The sequence below is a fragment of the Amycolatopsis sp. NPDC049688 genome, from assembly GCF_040674975.1.
Classification (GTDB): Bacteria; Actinomycetota; Actinomycetes; order Mycobacteriales; family Pseudonocardiaceae; genus Amycolatopsis.
On record NZ_JBFANY010000021.1, the window covers coordinates 62,321 to 80,075 of the forward strand.

A 17,755-nucleotide genomic window follows, 5' to 3' on the forward strand; every position below is an offset into this window, starting at 1 on the left:
CGCCGGGGGTCGACACTGAAGGAGTGAGAGTTCTTCCGTGCGGCCATCCCGCCCCGGCCGAGGCCGGGCTGGAGGTCTGGGACCCCGCCGAGGGCGCGCGGATCGGGTTCCTCGAAGACGGCACCTTCGCCGAACTCCGTAACGATCAGCTGAGAACTTGGACAACTCCCCGGTAACAAGCCTCACCCGTGGGCACTTCCCCGCCGATCCACCTCAGTGAACCCCCGGAGGCGGCCATGACCACGGCGACCAGATCCCCGCAGAACACCCTCGTCCACTCGTACCTGTTCCTCCGGCGCGCCATCGGCCTCATCGGGCTCGCGCTGCCGTTCGTCCTCGTCCTCGGCAAGCAGCTGGCCCAGGGCGGCGACCTCGCCGGCTCGCTCAGCAGCTACTACTACACCGACCTGCGGGACGTCCTGGTCGGCGCGATGTGCGCGGTCGGTGTGTTCCTCCTCGCCTACTACGGCCACGACTACGTCGACAACGTCGCGAGCAGCGTCGCCGGGCTCGGCGCGATCGGGCTCGCGCTGTTCCCGACCACCCCGGACCACGACGTCACGGCCTGGGACCGCACCTCCGGCGTCCTGCACCTCGCCTTCGCGGCGGTGTTCTTCCTCTCCCTCGCCTACTTCTGCCTCCGCCTCTTCCCCCACGACGGCGAGCAACCGGAGAAGTTCGGCACGCTCTACCGGGTCTGCGGCGGCGTGATCCTCGCCTGCCTGGTGCTGATCGCCCTGGCCAAGTACCTCGGCCTGACGCCGTCACTGCACCCGGCGCTGTGGCTGGAGGCCGTCGCCGTGGAGGCGTTCGGCGTCGCGTGGCTCGTGAAAGGACGGACGATGGAGCCCAAGAGTGTGCCGTAGCCCACTCGACCGGGCCACACCCCTGGTTACCGGTGGGTAACAAGGGCTATCGTGCGGTCAAAGACCTCTATCCCATGGAGCATCAGTGGCCGCACCAGCAACGCCGCTCGCGCCGAACGCGCGGGGCGTGCGAAACGTCGCCTTCGTCGAGGGGGTACGCACCCCCTTCGGCAAGGCCGGCGACAAGGGCATCTACGCCGGCACCCGCGCCGACGACCTCGTCGTCAACGCCATCCGCGAGCTGCTGCGGCGGCACCCCGAACTGCCGCCCGAGCGCGTCGACGAGGTGGCCATCGCCGCCACCACCCAGACCGGTGACCAGGGCCTGACCATCGGCCGCACCGCCGCGCTGCTGGCCGGGCTGCCGAAGTCGGTCCCCGGCTTCGCCATCGACCGCATGTGCGCCGGCGCGATGACCGCCGTCACCAGCGTCGCCTCCGGCATCGGCTTCGGCGCCTACGACATCGCCATCGCCGGCGGGGTCGAGCACATGGGCCGCCACCCGATGGGCGAAGGCGTCGACCCGAACCCGCGGATCATCGCCGACAAGCTCGTCGACCCGACCGCGCTCGTCATGGGCCAGACCGCCGAGAACCTGCACGACCGCTTCCCGGCGATCACCAAGCAGCGCACCGACGCCTACGCCGCGCGCAGCCAGGAGCGCTACGCCGAAGCCGTCAAGACCGGCAAGATCGGCCCCGAGCTGGTCCCGGTCGCCACCCGTTCGAAGGAGCTGGGCTGGGGCCTGGCCACCGAGGACGAGCCGCCGCGGCCGGGCACCACGGTCGAGCAGCTGGCGAACCTGAAGACGCCGTTCCGCCCGTTCGGCCGGATCACCGCGGGCAACGCGGCCGGCCTCAACGACGGCGCGACCGCCTCGATCCTCGCCGACGAAGAAACCGCCCGCGAGCTGGGCCTGCCGGTCGCGATGCGGCTGGTCGGCTACTCCTTCGCCGGCGTCGAGCCGGAGGTCATGGGCATCGGCCCGGTGCCGGCCACCGAGAAGCTGTTCAAGCGCACCGGCCTGTCGATCGACGACATCGGCCTGTTCGAGATCAACGAGGCCTTCGCCGTGCAGGTGCTGGCCTTCCTCGACCACTTCGGCATCGACGACGAGGACCCGCGCGTCAACCAGTGGGGCGGCGCGATCGCCTGCGGCCACCCGCTGGCGTCGTCCGGCGTCCGGCTCATGACGCAGCTGGCGCGCCAGTTCGCCGAGCGGCCCGACGTGCAGTACGGCATGACCACGATGTGCATCGGCATCGGCATGGGCGGCACCGTGATCTGGGAGAACCCGGCCTTCGAGGGGGCGAAGTAATGACTTTCACCGCTGAAGAAGCGAAGGCCGCCTTCCCGGACGAGGTCGTCACGCACGCCGTGACGCGCCTGGTGAAGGTGCCCGGGCTCGAGAAGCCCGTCGCGCTCATCACGCTCGACAACGGCCACGACCACACCCGGCCGAACACCTTCGGCCCCCAGGGTCTGGTGTCGCTGAACGCCGCGCTGGACAAGGCGTTCGAGGCCGAGCCGGCCGCGATCGCCGTCACCGGCAAGCCGTTCATCTTCGCCGTCGGAGCCGACCTGTCCGGCGTCGAGGCCGTGAGCGACCCGGCCCTGGCCCGCGAGATCGCCCAGACCGGGCACGACGTGTTCCGCCGCCTCACCGAATCGAAGATCCCGACGTTCGGGTTCATCAACGGTGCGGTCATGGGCGGCGGCCTGGAGCTGGCGCTGTCCTGCCACTACCGGACGCTGTCGGAGAACACCGCGGCGATCGCGTTCCCCGAGGTCTTCCTCGGCCTGTTCCCGGGCTGGGGCGGCACGCAGCTGCTGCCGAACCTGATCGGCGCGGACGCCGCCGTCACGGTGATCATCGAGAACGCCCTGGCGCAGAACAAGATGCTCACCGTGAAGCAGACGGCCGAGCTCGGCATCGTCGACGCGGTCTTCGGCTCGGCCGACTACCTCGAGCAGTCGCTGCTGTGGCTGGCGAAGGTCGTCAACGGCGAGATCACCCCGGAGCGCCGCGAAATCGACCGCGGTTCCGCCTGGGACGCCGCCATCGCGCGCGCCAAGTCCCTTGTGGACGCCCGGACGCACGGCGCTTCGCCGGGCGCGACCAAGGCCGTCGAGCTGCTGGAACTGGCCCGCGAGAACGACCTCGACCGCGGCTACGCGGCCGAGACCGACGGCCTGGCCGAGCTGCTCATGTCCGACGTCCTGCGCGCCGGGCTGTACTCGTTCAACCTGGTCAACAAGCGCGCCAAGCGCCCGGCCGGCGCGCCGGACAAGAACCTGGCCCGCAAGGTGAACAAGGTCGGCATCGTCGGCGCCGGCCTGATGGCCAGCCAGCTCGCGCTGCTGTTCGTCCGCCGTCTGAAGGTGCCGGTCGTGCTGACCGACGTCGACCAGGAGCGCGTCGACAAGGGCGTCGGGTACGTCCACGCCGAGATCGACAAGCTGCTGAGCAAGAAGCGCGTCTCCCCCGACGGCGCCAACCGGCTCAAGGCCCTGGTCACCGGCTCGCTCGACAAGGCCGCGTTCGCCGACGCCGACTTCGTCATCGAAGCTGTCTTCGAGGAGCTGGGCGTCAAGCAGCAGGTGTTCGCCGAGCTGGAGCAGCACGTCAAGCCCGAGGCGATCCTGGCGACGAACACCTCGTCGCTGTCGATCACCGCGATGGCGTCGAAGCTGCAGCACCCCGAGCGCGTGGTCGGCTTCCACTTCTTCAACCCGGTCGCCGTGCTGCCGCTGCTGGAGATCGTCCGCGGCGAGAAGACCGACGACGCTGCGCTGGCGACGGCGTTCTCGGTCGGCAAGCAGCTGAAGAAGTCCAGCGTGCTGGTCAAGGACGCGTCGGCGTTCGTCGTCAACCGCCTGCTGCTGCGCTTCCTCGGCGAGGTGCTGGTCACCGTCGACGAGGGCACGCCGTTCGACGTCGCCGACAAGGCCCTGGAACCGCTGGGCCTGCCGATGACGCCGCTGACGCTGATGCAGCTCGTCGGCCCGGCCATCGCGCTGCACGTCGGCGAGACGCTGCACGAGTCCTTCCCGGACCGGTTCACCGTGTCCGAGAACCTCGCCAAGTTCGTCAAGGCGGGCAAGAAGGGCGTCTGGATCTGGGACGCGCAGGGCAACCAGTCGGCCGACCCCGAGGTCGTCGAGCTCTGGACGCAGGGCGACAAGCCGTCCACTTCGGAGCAGGTGCGCGAGCGCGCCCTGGCGGCCATCGCCGAGGAGATCCGGATCATGCTCGACGAGGGCGTGGTCGCCGAGGCGCAGGACATCGACCTGTGCCTGATCCTCGGCGCGGGCTGGCCGTTCTGGAACGGCGGCATCACGCCGTACCTGGACCGCTCCGGCGTGTCCGAGCGCGTGAACGGCAAGCCGTTCCTCGCCCCGGGCGTGGCTTCGGTCCCGACGCGCTAGTACTCGCCCTCGCGAGGGCACTTCGGCGGCGGCGCAGTGAGTTTCAGCTGCGCCGCCGTCGCGTCGGAATCGATGACCGTCACCCGCTCGGCCTTCCGGTAGCGGGCGTGCAGCTCCTGCGCCCACGCCTTCAGGTCGGTGCCCGGAACGGCGAGCAGGGACACCGACGGCGGGTCCTCGAACACCCGCCGCGCCTTCGGTTCGTCGTGCAGCGACGGTTCGGCCGCCCGCATTTCGGCGTCTGACTCGAAGACCACGACGACCGCCGCGCACAGCGTGTGACCCGCCAGGGGTGCCGGGTTCCGGTCCACCGGCAGCTCCGGGGGCCGGACGAGCGCGGCGACGAAGAACGCCAGCCCGACGCCGGCGGCCAGGGCCAGCGCGATCACCGGCACCAGCACGCGGACCAGGGGTCTCTCCTCCACACCGAAGATCACAGCACAGTTGGCCGCCGGGACACCGCCCGTTCACCCCGGCGGCTTAGCGTCCCGCCGTGACCACCGACAGACGCCGCTTCCTCAAGGGCGCCGGCCTCGCGGCCGCCGCCGCGGGCGTGCCCCTCCCGGCTCCTGCTCCCGCCGACCTCGACCTCGACCCGAGCCGGGTGTGCGGCCGCTACCAGTGGCTGGTCGGCGACCACCACACGCACAGCCAGTACTCGTACGACGCGATGTACCGGATCGACCAGATCGCCGCCGGGGGGCGGGCGCACGGCGCGGACTGGATCGTCTTCACCGACCACGGCCACGCCGAGCACGAGAAGGTGTCGGTCGAGCCCACCGAGGCCGACTTCCTCGCCGCCCGGCGGAAGTACCCGGACCTGCTGCTGTGGCACGGCATGGAGTGGAACGTCCCGGGCGCCGAGCACGCGACCGTCTTCTTCCAGGCCGGGGCGCAGCAGGCGGCGAAGCTGCGCGAGTTCGAGCGGACCTTCGACTGGCGGCTGACGAACTCGGAGGCGTCGAGCCCGGCGAACGAGGCCCTGGCGCTGCGGGCGTTGCGCTGGCTGGCCGACGAGGAACGCGCGCGGCGGATCCACGCGCCGGTCGTGCTGATCAACCACCCGCTGCGCAACGGCCGGGTCGCCCCGCACGAGCTGCGTGCCTACCGCGACGCCGCGCCGCGCATCGTGATCGGCATGGAGGGCGCGCCCGGCGCGCAGGCGGACGGCTTCCCGAAGCCGCTCGGCAACGGCGGCGCCCGCGGCGGCTACGCGAACAGCCCCGGCGCGAACTCGTGGCCCGGGTTCCCGGCCGAGGCGTACCGGACGTTCGGCGGCTGGGACTGGGCGACGGCGAAGGTCGGCGGCCTGTGGGACTCGCTGCTCGCCGAGGGCAAGCCGTGGTGGATCACCACGAACTCCGACTCGCACTACAACCGCGGCGACACGCTGGTCCGCCCGCCGGTCCCGGACGGCTGGTACGACGGCACCGGCAAGTTCCCGGACCCGGTCGACAGCGGCGTCCGGCAGTTCGTCCCGCCGTACGCGGACTTCTACCCCGGCGAGTTCAGCCGCACCCACGTCGGCGTCACGCGGCGCAGCCTCGAAGGCGTCCTGGAGGGCCTGCGGGCCGGGCGGATCTGGCTGTCGCACGGCGGCCTGGTCTCCGAGCTCGAGGTCGCCGCGTCCGGCGGCGGCTCCTCGGCGACGCTGGGCGGCCGCCTGCGGGTGCGGCGAGGCTCCGACGTGACGGTCGTGGTGCGCGCGCGGCTGGCGTCCCGGCCGAACGGCGGTGGTTCGGTGCCGCGGCTGGCCCGCCTGGACGTCGTCGCGGGCCCGGTCACCGGCCCGGTCACCGACCGCGACACGATGACCGCGCCCGGCACGCGAGTTGTCGAGTCTTTCGAGCCGCGCTGGGCGCCGGGGCGGCAGGTGGTGTACCGGCACACCTTCCGGAACGTCCGGGATCCGTTCTACGCGCGGATCCGCGGGACGAACGGCGGCGGGGAGCCGACCCCGGACGTCGTCGGGCAGGCGAACCCGTTCGAGGACTTGTGGTTGTACGCGAACCCGATTTTCGTGGACGTGTGCTGAACGGACTGTCCCGCCGGGTGCTCGTGTGGTCGATCATGACCGGGCTGCGGTGGCTGCTGCGCCTGCCCGCGCCGGTGCTGCGGGTGCTGGCGGGGCGCCCGGTGGTGGTCGACGGGCGGCAGCCGGTGCCCACCGCGCGGATGCTGATGCAGGTGTCGCGCTTCGCGCCGTTCGACGCGCCGCACCGCAACGGCAGCCTGGCGCGGGCCCGGACCGAGCTGAACCTGGCGGGCGCGCTGGCCGGCGCCGGGATCTGCCCCGGCGTCCGGACCCGCGAGGGCACCTGGCCCGGGCCGGCCGGGCCGCTGCCGCTGCGCCGCTACGAACCGGCCGGGGTCCCGGCGCCGGGCCCGGCGATCGTGTACTTCCACGGCGGCGGGTTCGTGCTCGGCAGCCTCGACACGCACGAGGGCGCATGCCGGCTGCTCGCCGAGGAAGCCGGGGTGCGGGTGGTGTCGATCGGCTACCGGCTCGCCCCGGAACACCCGTTCCCGGCGGCGGCTTCGGACGCAGTGGCGGCGTTCGCGTACGTCGTTTCGCACGCGGCGGAGTTCGGCATCGACCCGGCCCGCCTGGCGGTGGGCGGCGACAGCAGCGGCGGCAACCTGGCGGCGGTGGTGGCGCACGCGGCGGCCCGCGGCGAGCTGCCGCGGCCGGCGTTCAGCCTCCTGCTCACGCCGGCGACGGACGCGCTCGGCTCGTCTCGTTCCCATCAGCAGTTCGGCTCCGGCTTCCGCCTCGACCGGGACGAGTGGGCCTGGTACCGCGACCAGTACCTGCGTGACCCGGCGTCCTACACGGACCCACGGGCCTCGGTCCTCTACGACGAGGCTCTCGACGGCCTCCCGCCGACGTACGTGGCCACGTGCGGCTTCGACCTGCTCCGCGACGAAGGCGAGGCGTACGCGGCCCGCCTCGCTTCCGCCGGAGTCCCCTTGGTCCACCGAAGGCACGAAGGCCAGCTCCACGGCTTCGCGAACCGAGTCGGCGTCGACCCGGACGCCCGCGCAGCCATGCTCCACGCGGCCGGAGTCCTCCGCGCCGGCCTCGCCCTCTCCCGCGGCCCTCGTGATTGAGAAACAGTGTTAGAACACTGTTTCCCACTCACGAGGCTGGTCAGCGGACCGGGAGGTGGACCGTCACGCTGAGGCCGCCGCCGACGATCGGCTCCGCCGTGACCGTTCCGCCGTGGGCCGACACCGCGGCCCGGACGATCGACAGCCCGAGGCCCGCGCCCGAGCGGGCCGTCCGGGCCACCCCGGCCCGGCGGAACGGCTCGAACAGCTCCGCCACCCCCGCCGGGTCGACCAGGCCACCCGAGGACCGGACCCGCAGCGTCGACCAGCGCGGCCCCGGCTGCGTCACGACCTCCAGCCAGCCGCCGTCGACGTTGTGGCGGACGGCGTTCTCCAGCAGGTTGCCCGCGATCCGCTCCAGCAGCGCCGGGTCGCCGAACGCCGGCGCCGGCGCCACCGAAAACGTCGCCTGGATGCCGCGTTGCGCGGCTTCCCGCTGAACCGCGCGCCACGCCCGGTCGACCACCACCGCGAGATCGACCGGCTCGTGCACGCCCAGCCCGGCGCCGTCGGTGCGGGCCAGCAGCAGCAGCGAGTTGACCAGCTGCCCGGCCCGCTCGGTCGCGTCCCGGACCACGCCGCCCATCCGGCGCAGCTCGGCTTCGTCGGCGTCGTCGTCGGCCAGGGTGACGTCGAGTTCGGTGCGGATCACCGACAACGGCGTCCGCAGTTCGTGGCTGGCGTTCGCGACGAAGTGGCGTTGCGCGTCGAAGGCGGCCTGGAGCCGGTCGAGCATGTCGTCGAACGTGCTCGCCAGCTCGGCCAGCTCGTCGCGGGAGCGGATCTCGCCGATCCGCTCCCCCAGCGACTCGACCGACAGCCGCCGCGCGGTGCCGGTGATCTCGCGCAGCGGCAGCAGCACGCGCGAGGTGAACGTCCAGGCGAGGATCGCCGCGGCCGCCACCACCAGCAGGAACGCGATCGACCCGAACAGCAGCATCCGGTTGCGGGCGTGCACGCGCAGGTGCTCGGCCAGCGTCGAGGCGTCGACCGTGACGCCGTCGACGACCACCACGCTGCCCGGCGGCATCTGCGGGACGGCGTCGAGCGAGTCCCGCACCAGCGTCCAGGCCAGCCAGAGCAGCAGCAGGCTGACGGCCGCGACCAGCACGGTCGCCAGCAGGGTGATCCGGGCGCGAAGGGTGCGCGTGCCCGGCAGGTTCACGCGCGCGGCGCGCCGGGCTCCGGCACCCGGTACCCGGAGCCGACGACGGTCTCGATGATCCCCGGCTCGCCGAGCTTCTTGCGCAGCGTCATCACGGTGACCCGGACGGTGGTGGTGAACGGGTCGGCGTTCTCGTCCCAGACCCGCTCGAGCAGTTCCTCGCTGCTGACGACGGACCCGGCCGCCTGCAGCAGCACTTCGAGGACGCCGAACTCCTTGCGCGTCAGCTCGACCGGCCCGCTCGCGCGCCGGACGGTCCGCTTGGCCGGGTCGAGCTCGACGTCCCCGGCGGTGAGCAGCGGCGGCGCGGCCGGCGTGGCCCGGCGGCCCAGCGCCCGCACCCGCGCGACCAGTTCGGGGAAGGCGAACGGCTTGGCGAGGTAATCGTCGGCGCCCAGCGACAGCCCGTCCACGCGGTCGGACACCGAACTGCTCGCGGTGAGCATCAGCACCCGGGTCAGTTCCCCGGACGCGACGATCTCCCGGCACAGCTCGTCCCCGGACATCCCGGGCAGGTCCCGGTCCAGCAGCACGACGTCGTACCGCGTGACGGCGGCCTTCTCGTGCCCGTCGTCCCCGGTGAGCGCCACGTCCACGGCCATGCCCTCCCGGCGCAGCCCGCGGGCGATCGCGTCGGCCAGGGGTTCTTCGTCCTCGACTACCAAAACTCGCACGAGCCCACAATCCCATATTTTCCTGAGAGTGCCCTTTAAGGATGCAGGGCCGCCCACCGGAGCGCGAACCACAGCCGCATCCGGATCTCCGGGTCCGCCAGATCCACCCCCAACGCCTTCTCCACCTGCGCGATCCGGTGCCGGACGCTGTTGCGGTGCACGCCCAGTTCCGCCGCCGCCGGCTCCCAGCCGCCGTGGTGGGCCAGCCACGTCCGCAGGGTCGGCACCAGCGACCGGTCCCCCGCACGGTCCAGCGCCAGCAACGGCTCCAAGGCCCGCGAAGCGAACCCGCGCGACGCGCCCGGGTCCAGCAGCGCGTCGAAGTCCAGCGGCTCGCTCCCGGCCACGACCGGACGGCCGAGCGCGAGCGCCCGCGAAAGCAGCACCTCGGCTTCCCCCTCGGACAGCTGCCCGGCCGGCGCCGGGGACCCCACCGCCGCCAGCCAGCCGTGCGCGCGCAGGTCCTCCAGCACCGCGCGCGGCGGCACCGACCCGGCGATCGCCACGAACCGGCCGGGCAGTACCGAGACCAGCGGCGTGTCCAGCCGCGCGCGCAGCCAGTCCGGCCGCTGCGCCACCTCGTCCGGACCACGCCGGTGGGCCGCCCCGGCGACCAGCCGGACGACCTCCGACCCCAGCAGCGACCGGGCCGCGTCCCCGGCCGACGTCCGGCCGAGCAGCAGGCCGGTGGCCGCCGCGCCCAGCTCTGCCGCGTCCGAACCGGCCCGCCCGACCAGGCCCAGCAGCGCGGCGCCGACCGCCAGGATCGCCCGGTCGGCACCGCCGAAGCGCCGCGGCCGACCGGTCACCACCAGGTGCGACGCCGTCGCCTGCGGGTACACCGGCTGGACCACGACGAAGCCGCCGTCCACCTCGGTGGTCGCGCTCCGGATGCCGCTGCCCGCGCGCACGGTCACCACCAGCTCCCGCACCTGCGGCGGCAACGGCACCGGCGCGCCGTGCGCCGACGCGAGCACATCCCCGGCGCCGACCAGCGCGACCCAGGCCTCCAGCCGGGCCGCCAGCGCCGACGTCAGCTCACCGAGCCCGCCGCCCGCGGCGCGGGTCAGCGCCTCCCGCGCCGCCGTGATCCGCCGCTGGTCCCGCTGCCCGGCCTCGGTCAGCGCGACCGAGACGGCCCGGTTGACCGCCAGGAACGGGGTCCGCGCCGGCACCACCAGCAGCGGCAGCCCGCGGCGCGCGCACGCCCGGCGCAGCGACTCCGGCAGGGTTTCGTGCACGTTCGGGGTGAGCCCGAAGCCCAGCGCCGTCACGCCGGCCTCGTGCAGCCCGCGCACGTACCGGTCGATCCGCTCGGGCAGGTTGACGCCCGCAGTGAGGATCAGCTCGCCGCCCACCAGGTACGGCGCCGGGTCCTGCAGCTCGCTGACGTGGGCCCAGCGGACGGGCCGGTCCAGCGCGCCCGGCCGCAGCGTCTCGGGGACGACCTCCAGCGCGAGCTCCCGGTTGCCGACCACGTCTCGTAACGGGACATTCACCTCCGTGTGCAGCGAATCCGCGTTCTGGGTCATCTCATCCCCACCCGTGTCGGCTTGGGGACGAATCATCCCATGCCGACGCGGTGGCCCGCGCCCCTACGGTGACCCGAAACCGACGTGAGGAGGACACCGTGACCGGCGACTACGCGGTGATCGCGCTGTACATCGCGGGCATGATCGGGGTCGGCTGGTACGGCCTGAAGCTCGCGAAGACGAAGTCCGACTACCTCGTCGCCGGGCGGCGGCTGGGCTGGTTCATGTACTCGGGCACGATGTCGGCCGTCGTCCTCGGCGGCGCGTCGACCGTCGGCGGCGTGAAGCTCGGCTACACCTACGGCATCTCCGGCATGTGGCTGGTCGTCAGCATCGGCGTCGGCATCCTCGTGCTGCACGCGCTGTTCGCGCGGCGGCTGGTGCGGCTGAAGGTCTACACCGTCGGCGAGATGCTCGACCTGCGCTACGGCGGCCGCACCAGCGCGGTGTCCGGCGTCGTCATGTGGGGCTACACCCTGATGCTCACGGTGACCTCGACGCTGGCCTTCGCCACCATCTTCAAGGTGCTGTTCGACCTGCCGAACTGGGCCGGGATCGCGGTCGGCGGCTCGATCGTCGTGCTCTACTCGGTGCTCGGCGGCATGTGGTCGATCACGCTCACCGACATCGCGCAGTTCGTCATCAAGACCATCGGCATCCTGGCGATCCTGCTGCCGGTCGCGATCAGCTCGGCCGGCGGTTTCAGCGGCATGAGCGCCAAGCTCGACGCGAGCTTCTTCAGCTTCACCTCGATCGGCACGGACACGATCATCACGTACTTCGTGATCTACACCTTCGGCCTGCTCATCGGCCAGGACATCTGGCAGCGCGTGTTCACCGCCCGCACGCCCGCGATCGCGACGTCCGGCGGCATCACCTCCGGCGTCTACTGCCTGGTCTACGGCCTGGCCGGCGCCCTGATCGGCACCGCGGCGCACACGCTGTACCCGGACATCGCCAGCGCGCAGGACGCCTTCGCGACGATCGTCGAGCGGCTGCTGCCGACCGGCGTCCGCGGCCTGGTCCTGGCCGCCGCCCTGTCGGCGATGATGTCGACGGCGAGCGGCGCGCTGATCGCCTGCTCCACCACGACGACGTCGGACCTGCTGACCAAGCTGGGCCTCAAGCAGGGCGGCGAGGTCCGCCGCAACCGGATCGCCACGCTCGTGCTCGGACTGCTGGCCATCGGGATCGCGATGATCGTCGACGACGTCGTCGACGCGCTCACCATCGCCTACGACATCCTGGTCGGCGGCCTGCTGGTGGCGATCGTCGGCGCGCTGTTCTGGAAGCGCGGCACGCGCCAGGGCGCGTACGCGTCGATGGTGGCCGGCACCCTTTCGGTGATCGCCTTCATGATCATCGACGGCGTCGACGCCAACACCCCGATCTACTGGGGCCTCGGCGCGAGCCTGGTCGTCTACCTGGCCGTCAGCTTCGCCACGCCCCGCACGGCCGACTCGATCCTCGCCGTCTGGACCCGCCGCCTGAACGGCGCGGAAACGCCCCTTTCGAACCGGGAACAGGAGCCCACCAGTGCCTAACATCGGACCCCTCGACTCGTCGCGCGTCCCCCGGTTCGCCGGCTTCGCGACCTTCGCGCGGCTGCCGCGGATCGACCAGGTCGAGCGCGCCGACGTCGCCGTCGTCGGGGTGCCCTTCGACTCCGGCGTGTCCTACCGCCCCGGCGCGCGGTTCGGCCCGGCCGCCGTCCGCGAGGCGAGCCGGCTGCTGCGGCCGTACCACCCGGAGCTGGACGTCTCGCCGTTCGCCGAGAAGCAGGTCGTGGACGCCGGCGACATCGCGGTCAACCCGTTCAACATCGGCGAAGCAATCGAGACGCTGCAGCAGGAAGCCGAAGCACTGCAGGCGAATGGGACGCGCCTGGTCACGGTCGGCGGCGACCACACCATCGCGCTGCCGCTGCTGCGGGCCGCGGCGAAGCAGCACGGACCCGTTGCCCTGCTGCACTTCGACGCGCACCTCGACACCTGGGACACCTACTTCGGCGAGCCGTACACCCACGGCACCCCGTTCCGGCGGGCGTCGGAGGAAGGGATCCTCGACACGAGCGCGCTGTCGCACGTCGGCACGCGCGGGCCGCTGTACGGCAAGCGGGACCTCGAAGAGGACCGCCGGCTCGGTTTCGGCATCGTCACCTCGGGCGACGTCCTGCGCCGCGGCGTCGCCGAGACGGTCGACGCGCTGCGGCAGCGCATCGGCGACCGGCCGCTCTACGTCTCGGTCGACATCGACGTCCTCGACCCGGCGCACGCGCCCGGCACCGGCACTCCCGAGGCGGGCGGGATGACCAGCCGCGAGCTCCTGGAGATCCTCCGCGGGCTGCGCGACCTCAACCTGGTCGGCGCGGACGTCGTCGAGCTCGCCCCGGCCTACGACCACGCCGAGATCACCGCCATCGCGGCCTCCCACGTCGCCTACGACCTGGTGAGCCTGCTGACCCTCGGGAAGGGCGCATGACGCGCATCGGCGGCGACGTCGTCGTCGAGACCCTGCGGGCGCTCGGCGCCGACACGGTGTTCGGCCTGCCGGGCCAGCACGCGCTGGGCCTGTTCGAGGCGCTGCGGCGGGCGGACGACCTGCGCGTGATCAGCGGGCGCGTCGAGAACAACCTGGCCTTCGCCGCCGACGGGCACGCCCGCGCCCGGCTCGCGGCGGACCCGGACGGCCCGGTGCCGGTGACACCGCTGATCGTCTCCACCGGCCCGGGTGCGTTGCTGACGCTGGCTTCGCTGCAGGAATCCCGCGCGGCGTCGGTGCCGGTGCTGGGGATCTCGAGCCAGGTGCCGGTCGCCGGGCTCGGCGGCGGCCGGCACGGCTACCTGCACGAGCTGCCCGACCAGCAGGCGAGCTTCGCCGGCGTCGTGAAGTCGGTGCACGTCGTGCGGCGGGTGAGCCAGATCCCGTCGGCGCTGCGGGAGGCGTGGACGTCGGCGGCGACCGCACCCTACGGCCCGGTGTGGGTCGAGATCCCCCAGGACGTGCTGCTCGGCCCGGCCGGGATTCCGCCGATCACGTCGGTGTCGGCCGCTCCCCCGGCCCTGGAACCCCTGCCGGAGCTGGTCACCGAAGCCGCCCGCCTGCTGGGCGAGGCGGCGAACCCGGTGATCCTCGCGGGCGGCGGCGCGCTGCGGTCGGGGGCGCACGCCGAGCTGCTGGCGCTGGCCGAAGCCCTGCGCGCGCCGGTGGTGTCGACCTTCGGCGGCAAGGGCGTCTTCGGCTGGGACCACGAGCTGTCCGGCCGGTCGTGGCTGGAGGACTGGCACACCACGGAGTTCCTCGCCGCCGCCGACGTCCTGCTGGTGCTCGGCTCCGGGCTCGGCGAGCTGTCCAGCAACTACCGCGAGTTCGCCCCGCGCGGCCGGGTGATCCAGGTCGAAGCCGATCTCGGGAAACTGGAGTCGAACTACCCGGGCCTGGGCATCCACGCCGACGTCCGGCTCACCCTGCAGGCGTTGCTGGAGTGGGTCCCGATGCGCGCGTCCGACGGCCGGGCCGAGAAGGCGGTCTCCGGGCTGCTCTCGCGGATCGAGTCGCGATTGGACGGTCAGGACCGCGCCGCCGAGCGGAAGCTGATCGACGACATCCGCGCGGCGCTGCCCGAGGGCACGCAGACGTTCTGGGACATGACGATCGCGGCGTACTGGGCGTGGTCGGCGTGGAACCCCGAAGGGGCGCCGATCCACACCGCGCAGGGTGCGGGCGGCCTGGGCTACGGCCTGCCGGGCGCGCTCGGCGGCGCGGCCGCGGGCGGCACCACGCTGGCGGTGTCCGGCGACGGCGGCGCGATGTACGGCGTCGCCGAGCTGGCCACGGCGGTGCAGCACGGCCTCGACGTCACGTGGCTGATCGTCGACGACGGCGGCTACGGCATCCTGCGCGAGTACCTGACCGGCGCGTTCGGCCGGTCGACGGCCACCGAGCTGGCCCGGCCGGACTTCGCCGCACTGGCGTCCTCCTTCGGCGTTCCCGCCCGGTTGTCCTCTTTGGACACCGTCGGGGCCGATCTGGCCGAGGCCCTGCGCACGCCCGGGCCGTCCGTCGTCGTCCTGCCCGCGTTGCTGAAGATGTTCGCGCCGACCCACCTGGAGCAGACATGACCCGCACGCTCGACCTGACCGACCCGGCGACCGGCGAGGTGTTCGGCACCAGCCCCGTCGCCTCCCCGTCCGAAGTGGACGCGGCGCTCGAAGCGGCCGCGCAGGCGTTTGCGGTCTGGCGGCGCAGCACCCCGGCCGAGCGGCAGCTGGCGCTGCTGAAGATCGCCGACGCCCTGGAGGCCAGGGCGGCCGAGTTCGCCGACCTGGAGGTCCGCGAAACCGGCAAGATCCGGTCGGTGGTGCTCGAGGAGGAGATCCCGGAGTGCGTGAGCGCCCTGCGGTTCTTCGCCGGCGCCGCCCGGCACCTGGAGGGAACGGCGGCCGGCGAGTACACACCCGGCCACACGTCGGTGATCCGCCGCGAGCCGGTCGGGGTCTGCGCCCAGATCGCGCCGTGGAACTACCCGCTGATGATGGCGGTCTGGAAGATCGCCCCGGCCCTGGCGGCGGGCAACACGGTGGTGCTGAAGCCGGCCGAGACGACCCCGTCGACGGCCGTGCGCCTGGCCGGGATCGCGGCGGAGTTCCTGCCGGAGGGGGCATTCACGGTCCTGACCGGCGACCGCGACACGGGCCGGGCGCTGGTCAAGCACCCGATCACCGCGCTCGTCTCGATCACCGGCTCGACGCGGGCGGGCATCGACGTCGCCACGGTGGCGGCCGCGGACCTCAAGCGCACCCACCTGGAGCTGGGCGGCAACGCACCCCTGCTGGTGTTCCCCGACGCCGACCTGTCCACGACGGCGGAAGGCATCGTGGGCGCGGCGTTCTACAACGCGGGCCAGGACTGCACGGCGGGCAGCCGGGTGCTGGTGCACGCGTCGATCCACGACGACTTCGTCGCATCGCTGGCGAAGGCCGCAGCGGCGCAGACGCCGGGCGTCGACTACGGACCGCTGAACAGCGCGGCGCAGTTCGCCCGCGTCGAGGGCCTGCTCGCCCGGCTCCCGTCGCACGCCCGCATCGAGACCGGCGGCACCCGGTTCGGCTCGCAGGGCTTCTATTTCTCCCCCACGGTGATCTCGGGCCTGCGCCAGGACGACGAGATCGTCCAGGAGGAGATCTTCGGCCCGGTGATCACGGTCCAGCCCTTCGCGGACGAAGCCGAAGGAATCGAGCTGGCGAACGGCGTCCCGTACGGCCTGGCGTCCTCGGTGTGGACCCGCGATCTCGCGACCGCGGCGCGGGTGTCGGCCGAACTGGACTTCGGCTGCGTGTGGGTCAACACGCACGGCCCCCTGGTGGCCGAGATGCCCCACGGCGGCTTCGGCCATTCCGGCCACGGCAAGGACCTCTCGTCGTACGCGTTCGCGGAGTACACCCGCGTCAAGCACGTGATGACGAGGTTCGCATGAGCGACAGGATCACGGAGGTCGAGCAGCACGGGATCGCCCCGATCCCCCCGGCGGAACAGACGTCCCGCCCGCGAGACCTGTTCCGCATGGCGTTCGGCGGCGCGAACACGTTCGCCACGATCATCCTGGGAACACTGCCGATCGCGTACGGCCTGAGCTTCCGCGACGCGGTCCTGGCCACAGCCCTGGGTGTGGTGGTGGGCGGCTTGGTCCTGGCCCCGATGGCGTTGTTCGGCCCCCGAACCCGCACGAACAACGCGGTGTCATCGGGCGCCCATTTCGGCGTGGTCGGCCGCTGCGTGGGCTCGTTCCTGTCGTTGCTGACAGCAATAACGTTCTTCGCGATCTCGGTGTGGGTGAGCGGCGACGCGGTGGCCGGAGCAGCCCAGCGCCTGTTCACCTTCGACGGCGGCGCGGCATTGCGCGGCATCGCCTACGGCGTGATCGCGATCGCAACGCTGGTGGTGTGCATCTACGGCTACCGTTTCATGTTGCTGGTGAACCGCATCGCGGTGATCCTGGGCACGGCGATCATGCTCCTGGGCGTGTTCGCCTACGGCGGCACCTTCGACCCGGCCTACGCGGGAACGGGAACGTACGCGCTGGGAACGTTCTGGCCGACGTTCACCCTGGCGGCGTTGACGGCCTTGGCGAACCCGATCTCGTTCGGCGCATTCCTCGGCGACTGGGCCCGGTACATCCCCGCCAGGTACAGCAAGCGTTCCCTCTTGACGGCCCCATTCCTGGCCCAGGTGGCAACAATGCTCCCGTTCGGCTTCGGCATCGCAACGGCAACCCTGGTGCCAAACCCGGCCGACTACATAACGGGCCTGACGGCAATTTCCCCGCTGTGGTACGCAATCCCGCTGATCGTGGTGGCCCTGATCGGCGGCCTGTCCACGGGCACGACGTCGTTGTACGGAACGGGCCTGGACTTCAGTTCGATCTTCCCGAGCCTGTCCCGCGTCCAGGCAACGCTGCTGATCGGCACGTTGAGCGTGGCATTCATCTTCGTGGGCAACTTCGTGCTGGACATGGTGTCGAGCATCAACGCATTCGCCACCCTGATCGTACTGTGCACATCCCCCTGGATGGTGATCATGATGATCGGCTTCGTCCAGCGCAGAGGTTTCTACGACGTGCAGGACCTGCAGGTGTTCAACGAGGGCCGCAAGGGCGGCCGCTACTGGTTCACCGGAGGAGTGAACTGGCGAGCAATGGCGGCCTGGATCCCAGCAACAACACTGGGCCTGCTGTGCGCAAACACCCCCATGATCACGGGCCCCCTACGCAACATAGCCGGCGGCGTGGACATAAGCCTGCTGGCAACCCTCCTGACAGCAGCCCTGACCTACCCACTACTGGTCAAGCTCTTCCCAGAACCGCCGGAAGTACTCGCCCCAGCCCCAGCAAAAGCCCGGATCCCCCTCCCGGCAGAGCCCTGAGCTGGTTGGTCATCCCAGAGCCTGCCCGTCCGGCGAGGACAATCTCCAAAACTCCTG

General features: G+C 72.0%; 15 protein-coding genes. 11 read left to right on the plus strand and 4 right to left on the minus strand.

Annotation, left to right across the window (positions count from 1 at the left end; all coding sequences use genetic code 11):
- Positions 1–23 precede the first annotated feature (23 nt).
- The 4 genes from AB0J55_RS41020 to AB0J55_RS41035 all read left to right on the plus strand — a co-directional run bounded on the left by AB0J55_RS41020 (position 24) and on the right by AB0J55_RS41035 (position 4,295).
- Complete coding sequence (locus AB0J55_RS41020) at positions 24–176, plus strand: hypothetical protein (protein ID WP_364261870.1); 153 nt, start codon at positions 24–26, stop codon at positions 174–176.
- A gap of 60 nt (positions 177–236) precedes the next feature.
- Entirely contained in the window at positions 237–866 is a 630-nt protein-coding gene (locus AB0J55_RS41025) for a DUF998 domain-containing protein (RefSeq protein ID WP_364261873.1), read from the plus strand.
- Between the two features lie 127 nt (positions 867–993).
- Complete coding sequence (locus AB0J55_RS41030) at positions 994–2,184, plus strand: thiolase family protein (RefSeq protein WP_364262118.1); 1,191 nt, start codon at positions 994–996, stop codon at positions 2,182–2,184.
- Positions 2,184–4,295 carry a 3-hydroxyacyl-CoA dehydrogenase NAD-binding domain-containing protein gene (locus AB0J55_RS41035; RefSeq protein ID WP_364261876.1) on the plus strand — a complete coding sequence of 704 codons (2,112 nt, stop codon included), beginning with the start codon at positions 2,184–2,186 and terminating at the stop codon, positions 4,293–4,295. The genes AB0J55_RS41030 and AB0J55_RS41035 overlap by 1 nt, the downstream gene beginning before the upstream one ends.
- On the opposite strand, the gene AB0J55_RS41040 is transcribed toward AB0J55_RS41035, so the two are convergent.
- Positions 4,292–4,720 carry a hypothetical protein gene (locus AB0J55_RS41040; RefSeq protein WP_364261879.1) on the minus strand — a complete coding sequence of 143 codons (429 nt, stop codon included), beginning with the start codon at positions 4,718–4,720 and terminating at the stop codon, positions 4,292–4,294. The genes AB0J55_RS41035 and AB0J55_RS41040 overlap by 4 nt on opposite strands.
- A gap of 68 nt (positions 4,721–4,788) precedes the next feature.
- Between AB0J55_RS41040 and AB0J55_RS41045 the strand changes: the two genes are divergently transcribed.
- Both AB0J55_RS41045 and AB0J55_RS41050 read left to right on the plus strand, forming a co-directional pair.
- Positions 4,789–6,330: a twin-arginine translocation signal domain-containing protein gene (locus AB0J55_RS41045; RefSeq protein WP_364261882.1), complete on the plus strand. Its 1,542-nt coding sequence runs from the start codon at positions 4,789–4,791 to the stop codon at positions 6,328–6,330.
- Positions 6,324–7,406 (plus strand): alpha/beta hydrolase, encoded by a 1,083-nt coding sequence (locus AB0J55_RS41050; protein ID WP_364261885.1) that lies wholly within the window; start codon positions 6,324–6,326, stop codon positions 7,404–7,406. The genes AB0J55_RS41045 and AB0J55_RS41050 overlap by 7 nt, the downstream gene beginning before the upstream one ends.
- A 40-nt stretch (positions 7,407–7,446) precedes the next feature.
- Here the strand turns inward: AB0J55_RS41050 and AB0J55_RS41055 are convergent, their stop codons facing one another.
- Genes AB0J55_RS41055 through AB0J55_RS41065 form a run of 3 tightly spaced genes read right to left on the minus strand, consistent with a single transcriptional unit; the run spans position 7,447 to position 10,777 of the window.
- The gene (locus AB0J55_RS41055) at positions 7,447–8,571 is read right to left on the minus strand and encodes a HAMP domain-containing sensor histidine kinase (RefSeq protein ID WP_364261888.1); all 1,125 of its coding nucleotides are present in this window, start codon (positions 8,569–8,571) and stop codon (positions 7,447–7,449) included.
- Positions 8,568–9,245, minus strand: coding sequence for a response regulator transcription factor (locus tag AB0J55_RS41060; RefSeq protein ID WP_072480390.1), 678 nt, complete (start codon positions 9,243–9,245; stop codon positions 8,568–8,570). Before AB0J55_RS41060 ends, AB0J55_RS41055 begins: the two co-directional genes overlap by 4 nt.
- Before the next feature lie 35 nt (positions 9,246–9,280).
- Positions 9,281–10,777, minus strand: coding sequence for a PucR family transcriptional regulator (locus tag AB0J55_RS41065; protein WP_364261891.1), 1,497 nt, complete (start codon positions 10,775–10,777; stop codon positions 9,281–9,283).
- Between the two features lie 98 nt (positions 10,778–10,875).
- On the opposite strand from AB0J55_RS41065, the gene AB0J55_RS41070 reads away from it, so the two are divergent.
- Genes AB0J55_RS41070 through AB0J55_RS41090 form a run of 5 tightly spaced genes read left to right on the plus strand, consistent with a single transcriptional unit; the run spans position 10,876 to position 17,698 of the window.
- A complete protein-coding gene (locus tag AB0J55_RS41070) occupies positions 10,876–12,321 on the plus strand; it encodes a sodium:solute symporter (protein WP_364261894.1) in 1,446 nt (481 codons plus the stop codon).
- Complete coding sequence (gene speB / locus AB0J55_RS41075; RefSeq protein ID WP_364261897.1) at positions 12,314–13,258, plus strand: agmatinase; 945 nt, start codon at positions 12,314–12,316, stop codon at positions 13,256–13,258. Before AB0J55_RS41070 ends, speB begins: the two co-directional genes overlap by 8 nt.
- Entirely contained in the window at positions 13,255–14,898 is a 1,644-nt protein-coding gene (locus AB0J55_RS41080) for a thiamine pyrophosphate-binding protein (RefSeq protein WP_364261900.1), read from the plus strand. Before speB ends, AB0J55_RS41080 begins: the two co-directional genes overlap by 4 nt.
- Positions 14,895–16,253 (plus strand): aminobutyraldehyde dehydrogenase, encoded by a 1,359-nt coding sequence (locus AB0J55_RS41085; RefSeq protein ID WP_364261903.1) that lies wholly within the window; start codon positions 14,895–14,897, stop codon positions 16,251–16,253. Before AB0J55_RS41080 ends, AB0J55_RS41085 begins: the two co-directional genes overlap by 4 nt.
- A complete protein-coding gene (locus tag AB0J55_RS41090) occupies positions 16,250–17,698 on the plus strand; it encodes a cytosine permease (protein WP_364261906.1) in 1,449 nt (482 codons plus the stop codon). Before AB0J55_RS41085 ends, AB0J55_RS41090 begins: the two co-directional genes overlap by 4 nt.
- Positions 17,699–17,755 lie beyond the last annotated feature (57 nt).

Excerpts from the sequence above, each read along its gene's own strand:
- AB0J55_RS41085 (WP_364261903.1), top strand. The coding sequence starts at position 14,895 with ATGACCCGCACGCTCGACCTGACCGACCCGGCGACCGGCGAGGTGTTC.
- AB0J55_RS41080 (WP_364261900.1), top strand. The coding sequence starts at position 13,255 with ATGACGCGCATCGGCGGCGACGTCGTCGTCGAGACCCTGCGGGCGCTC.
- AB0J55_RS41090 (WP_364261906.1), top strand. The coding sequence starts at position 16,250 with ATGAGCGACAGGATCACGGAGGTCGAGCAGCACGGGATCGCCCCGATC.
- AB0J55_RS41035 (WP_364261876.1), top strand. The coding sequence starts at position 2,184 with ATGACTTTCACCGCTGAAGAAGCGAAGGCCGCCTTCCCGGACGAGGTC.
- AB0J55_RS41065 (WP_364261891.1), bottom strand. The coding sequence starts at position 10,777 with ATGACCCAGAACGCGGATTCGCTGCACACGGAGGTGAATGTCCCGTTA.
- AB0J55_RS41025 (WP_364261873.1), top strand. The coding sequence starts at position 237 with ATGACCACGGCGACCAGATCCCCGCAGAACACCCTCGTCCACTCGTAC.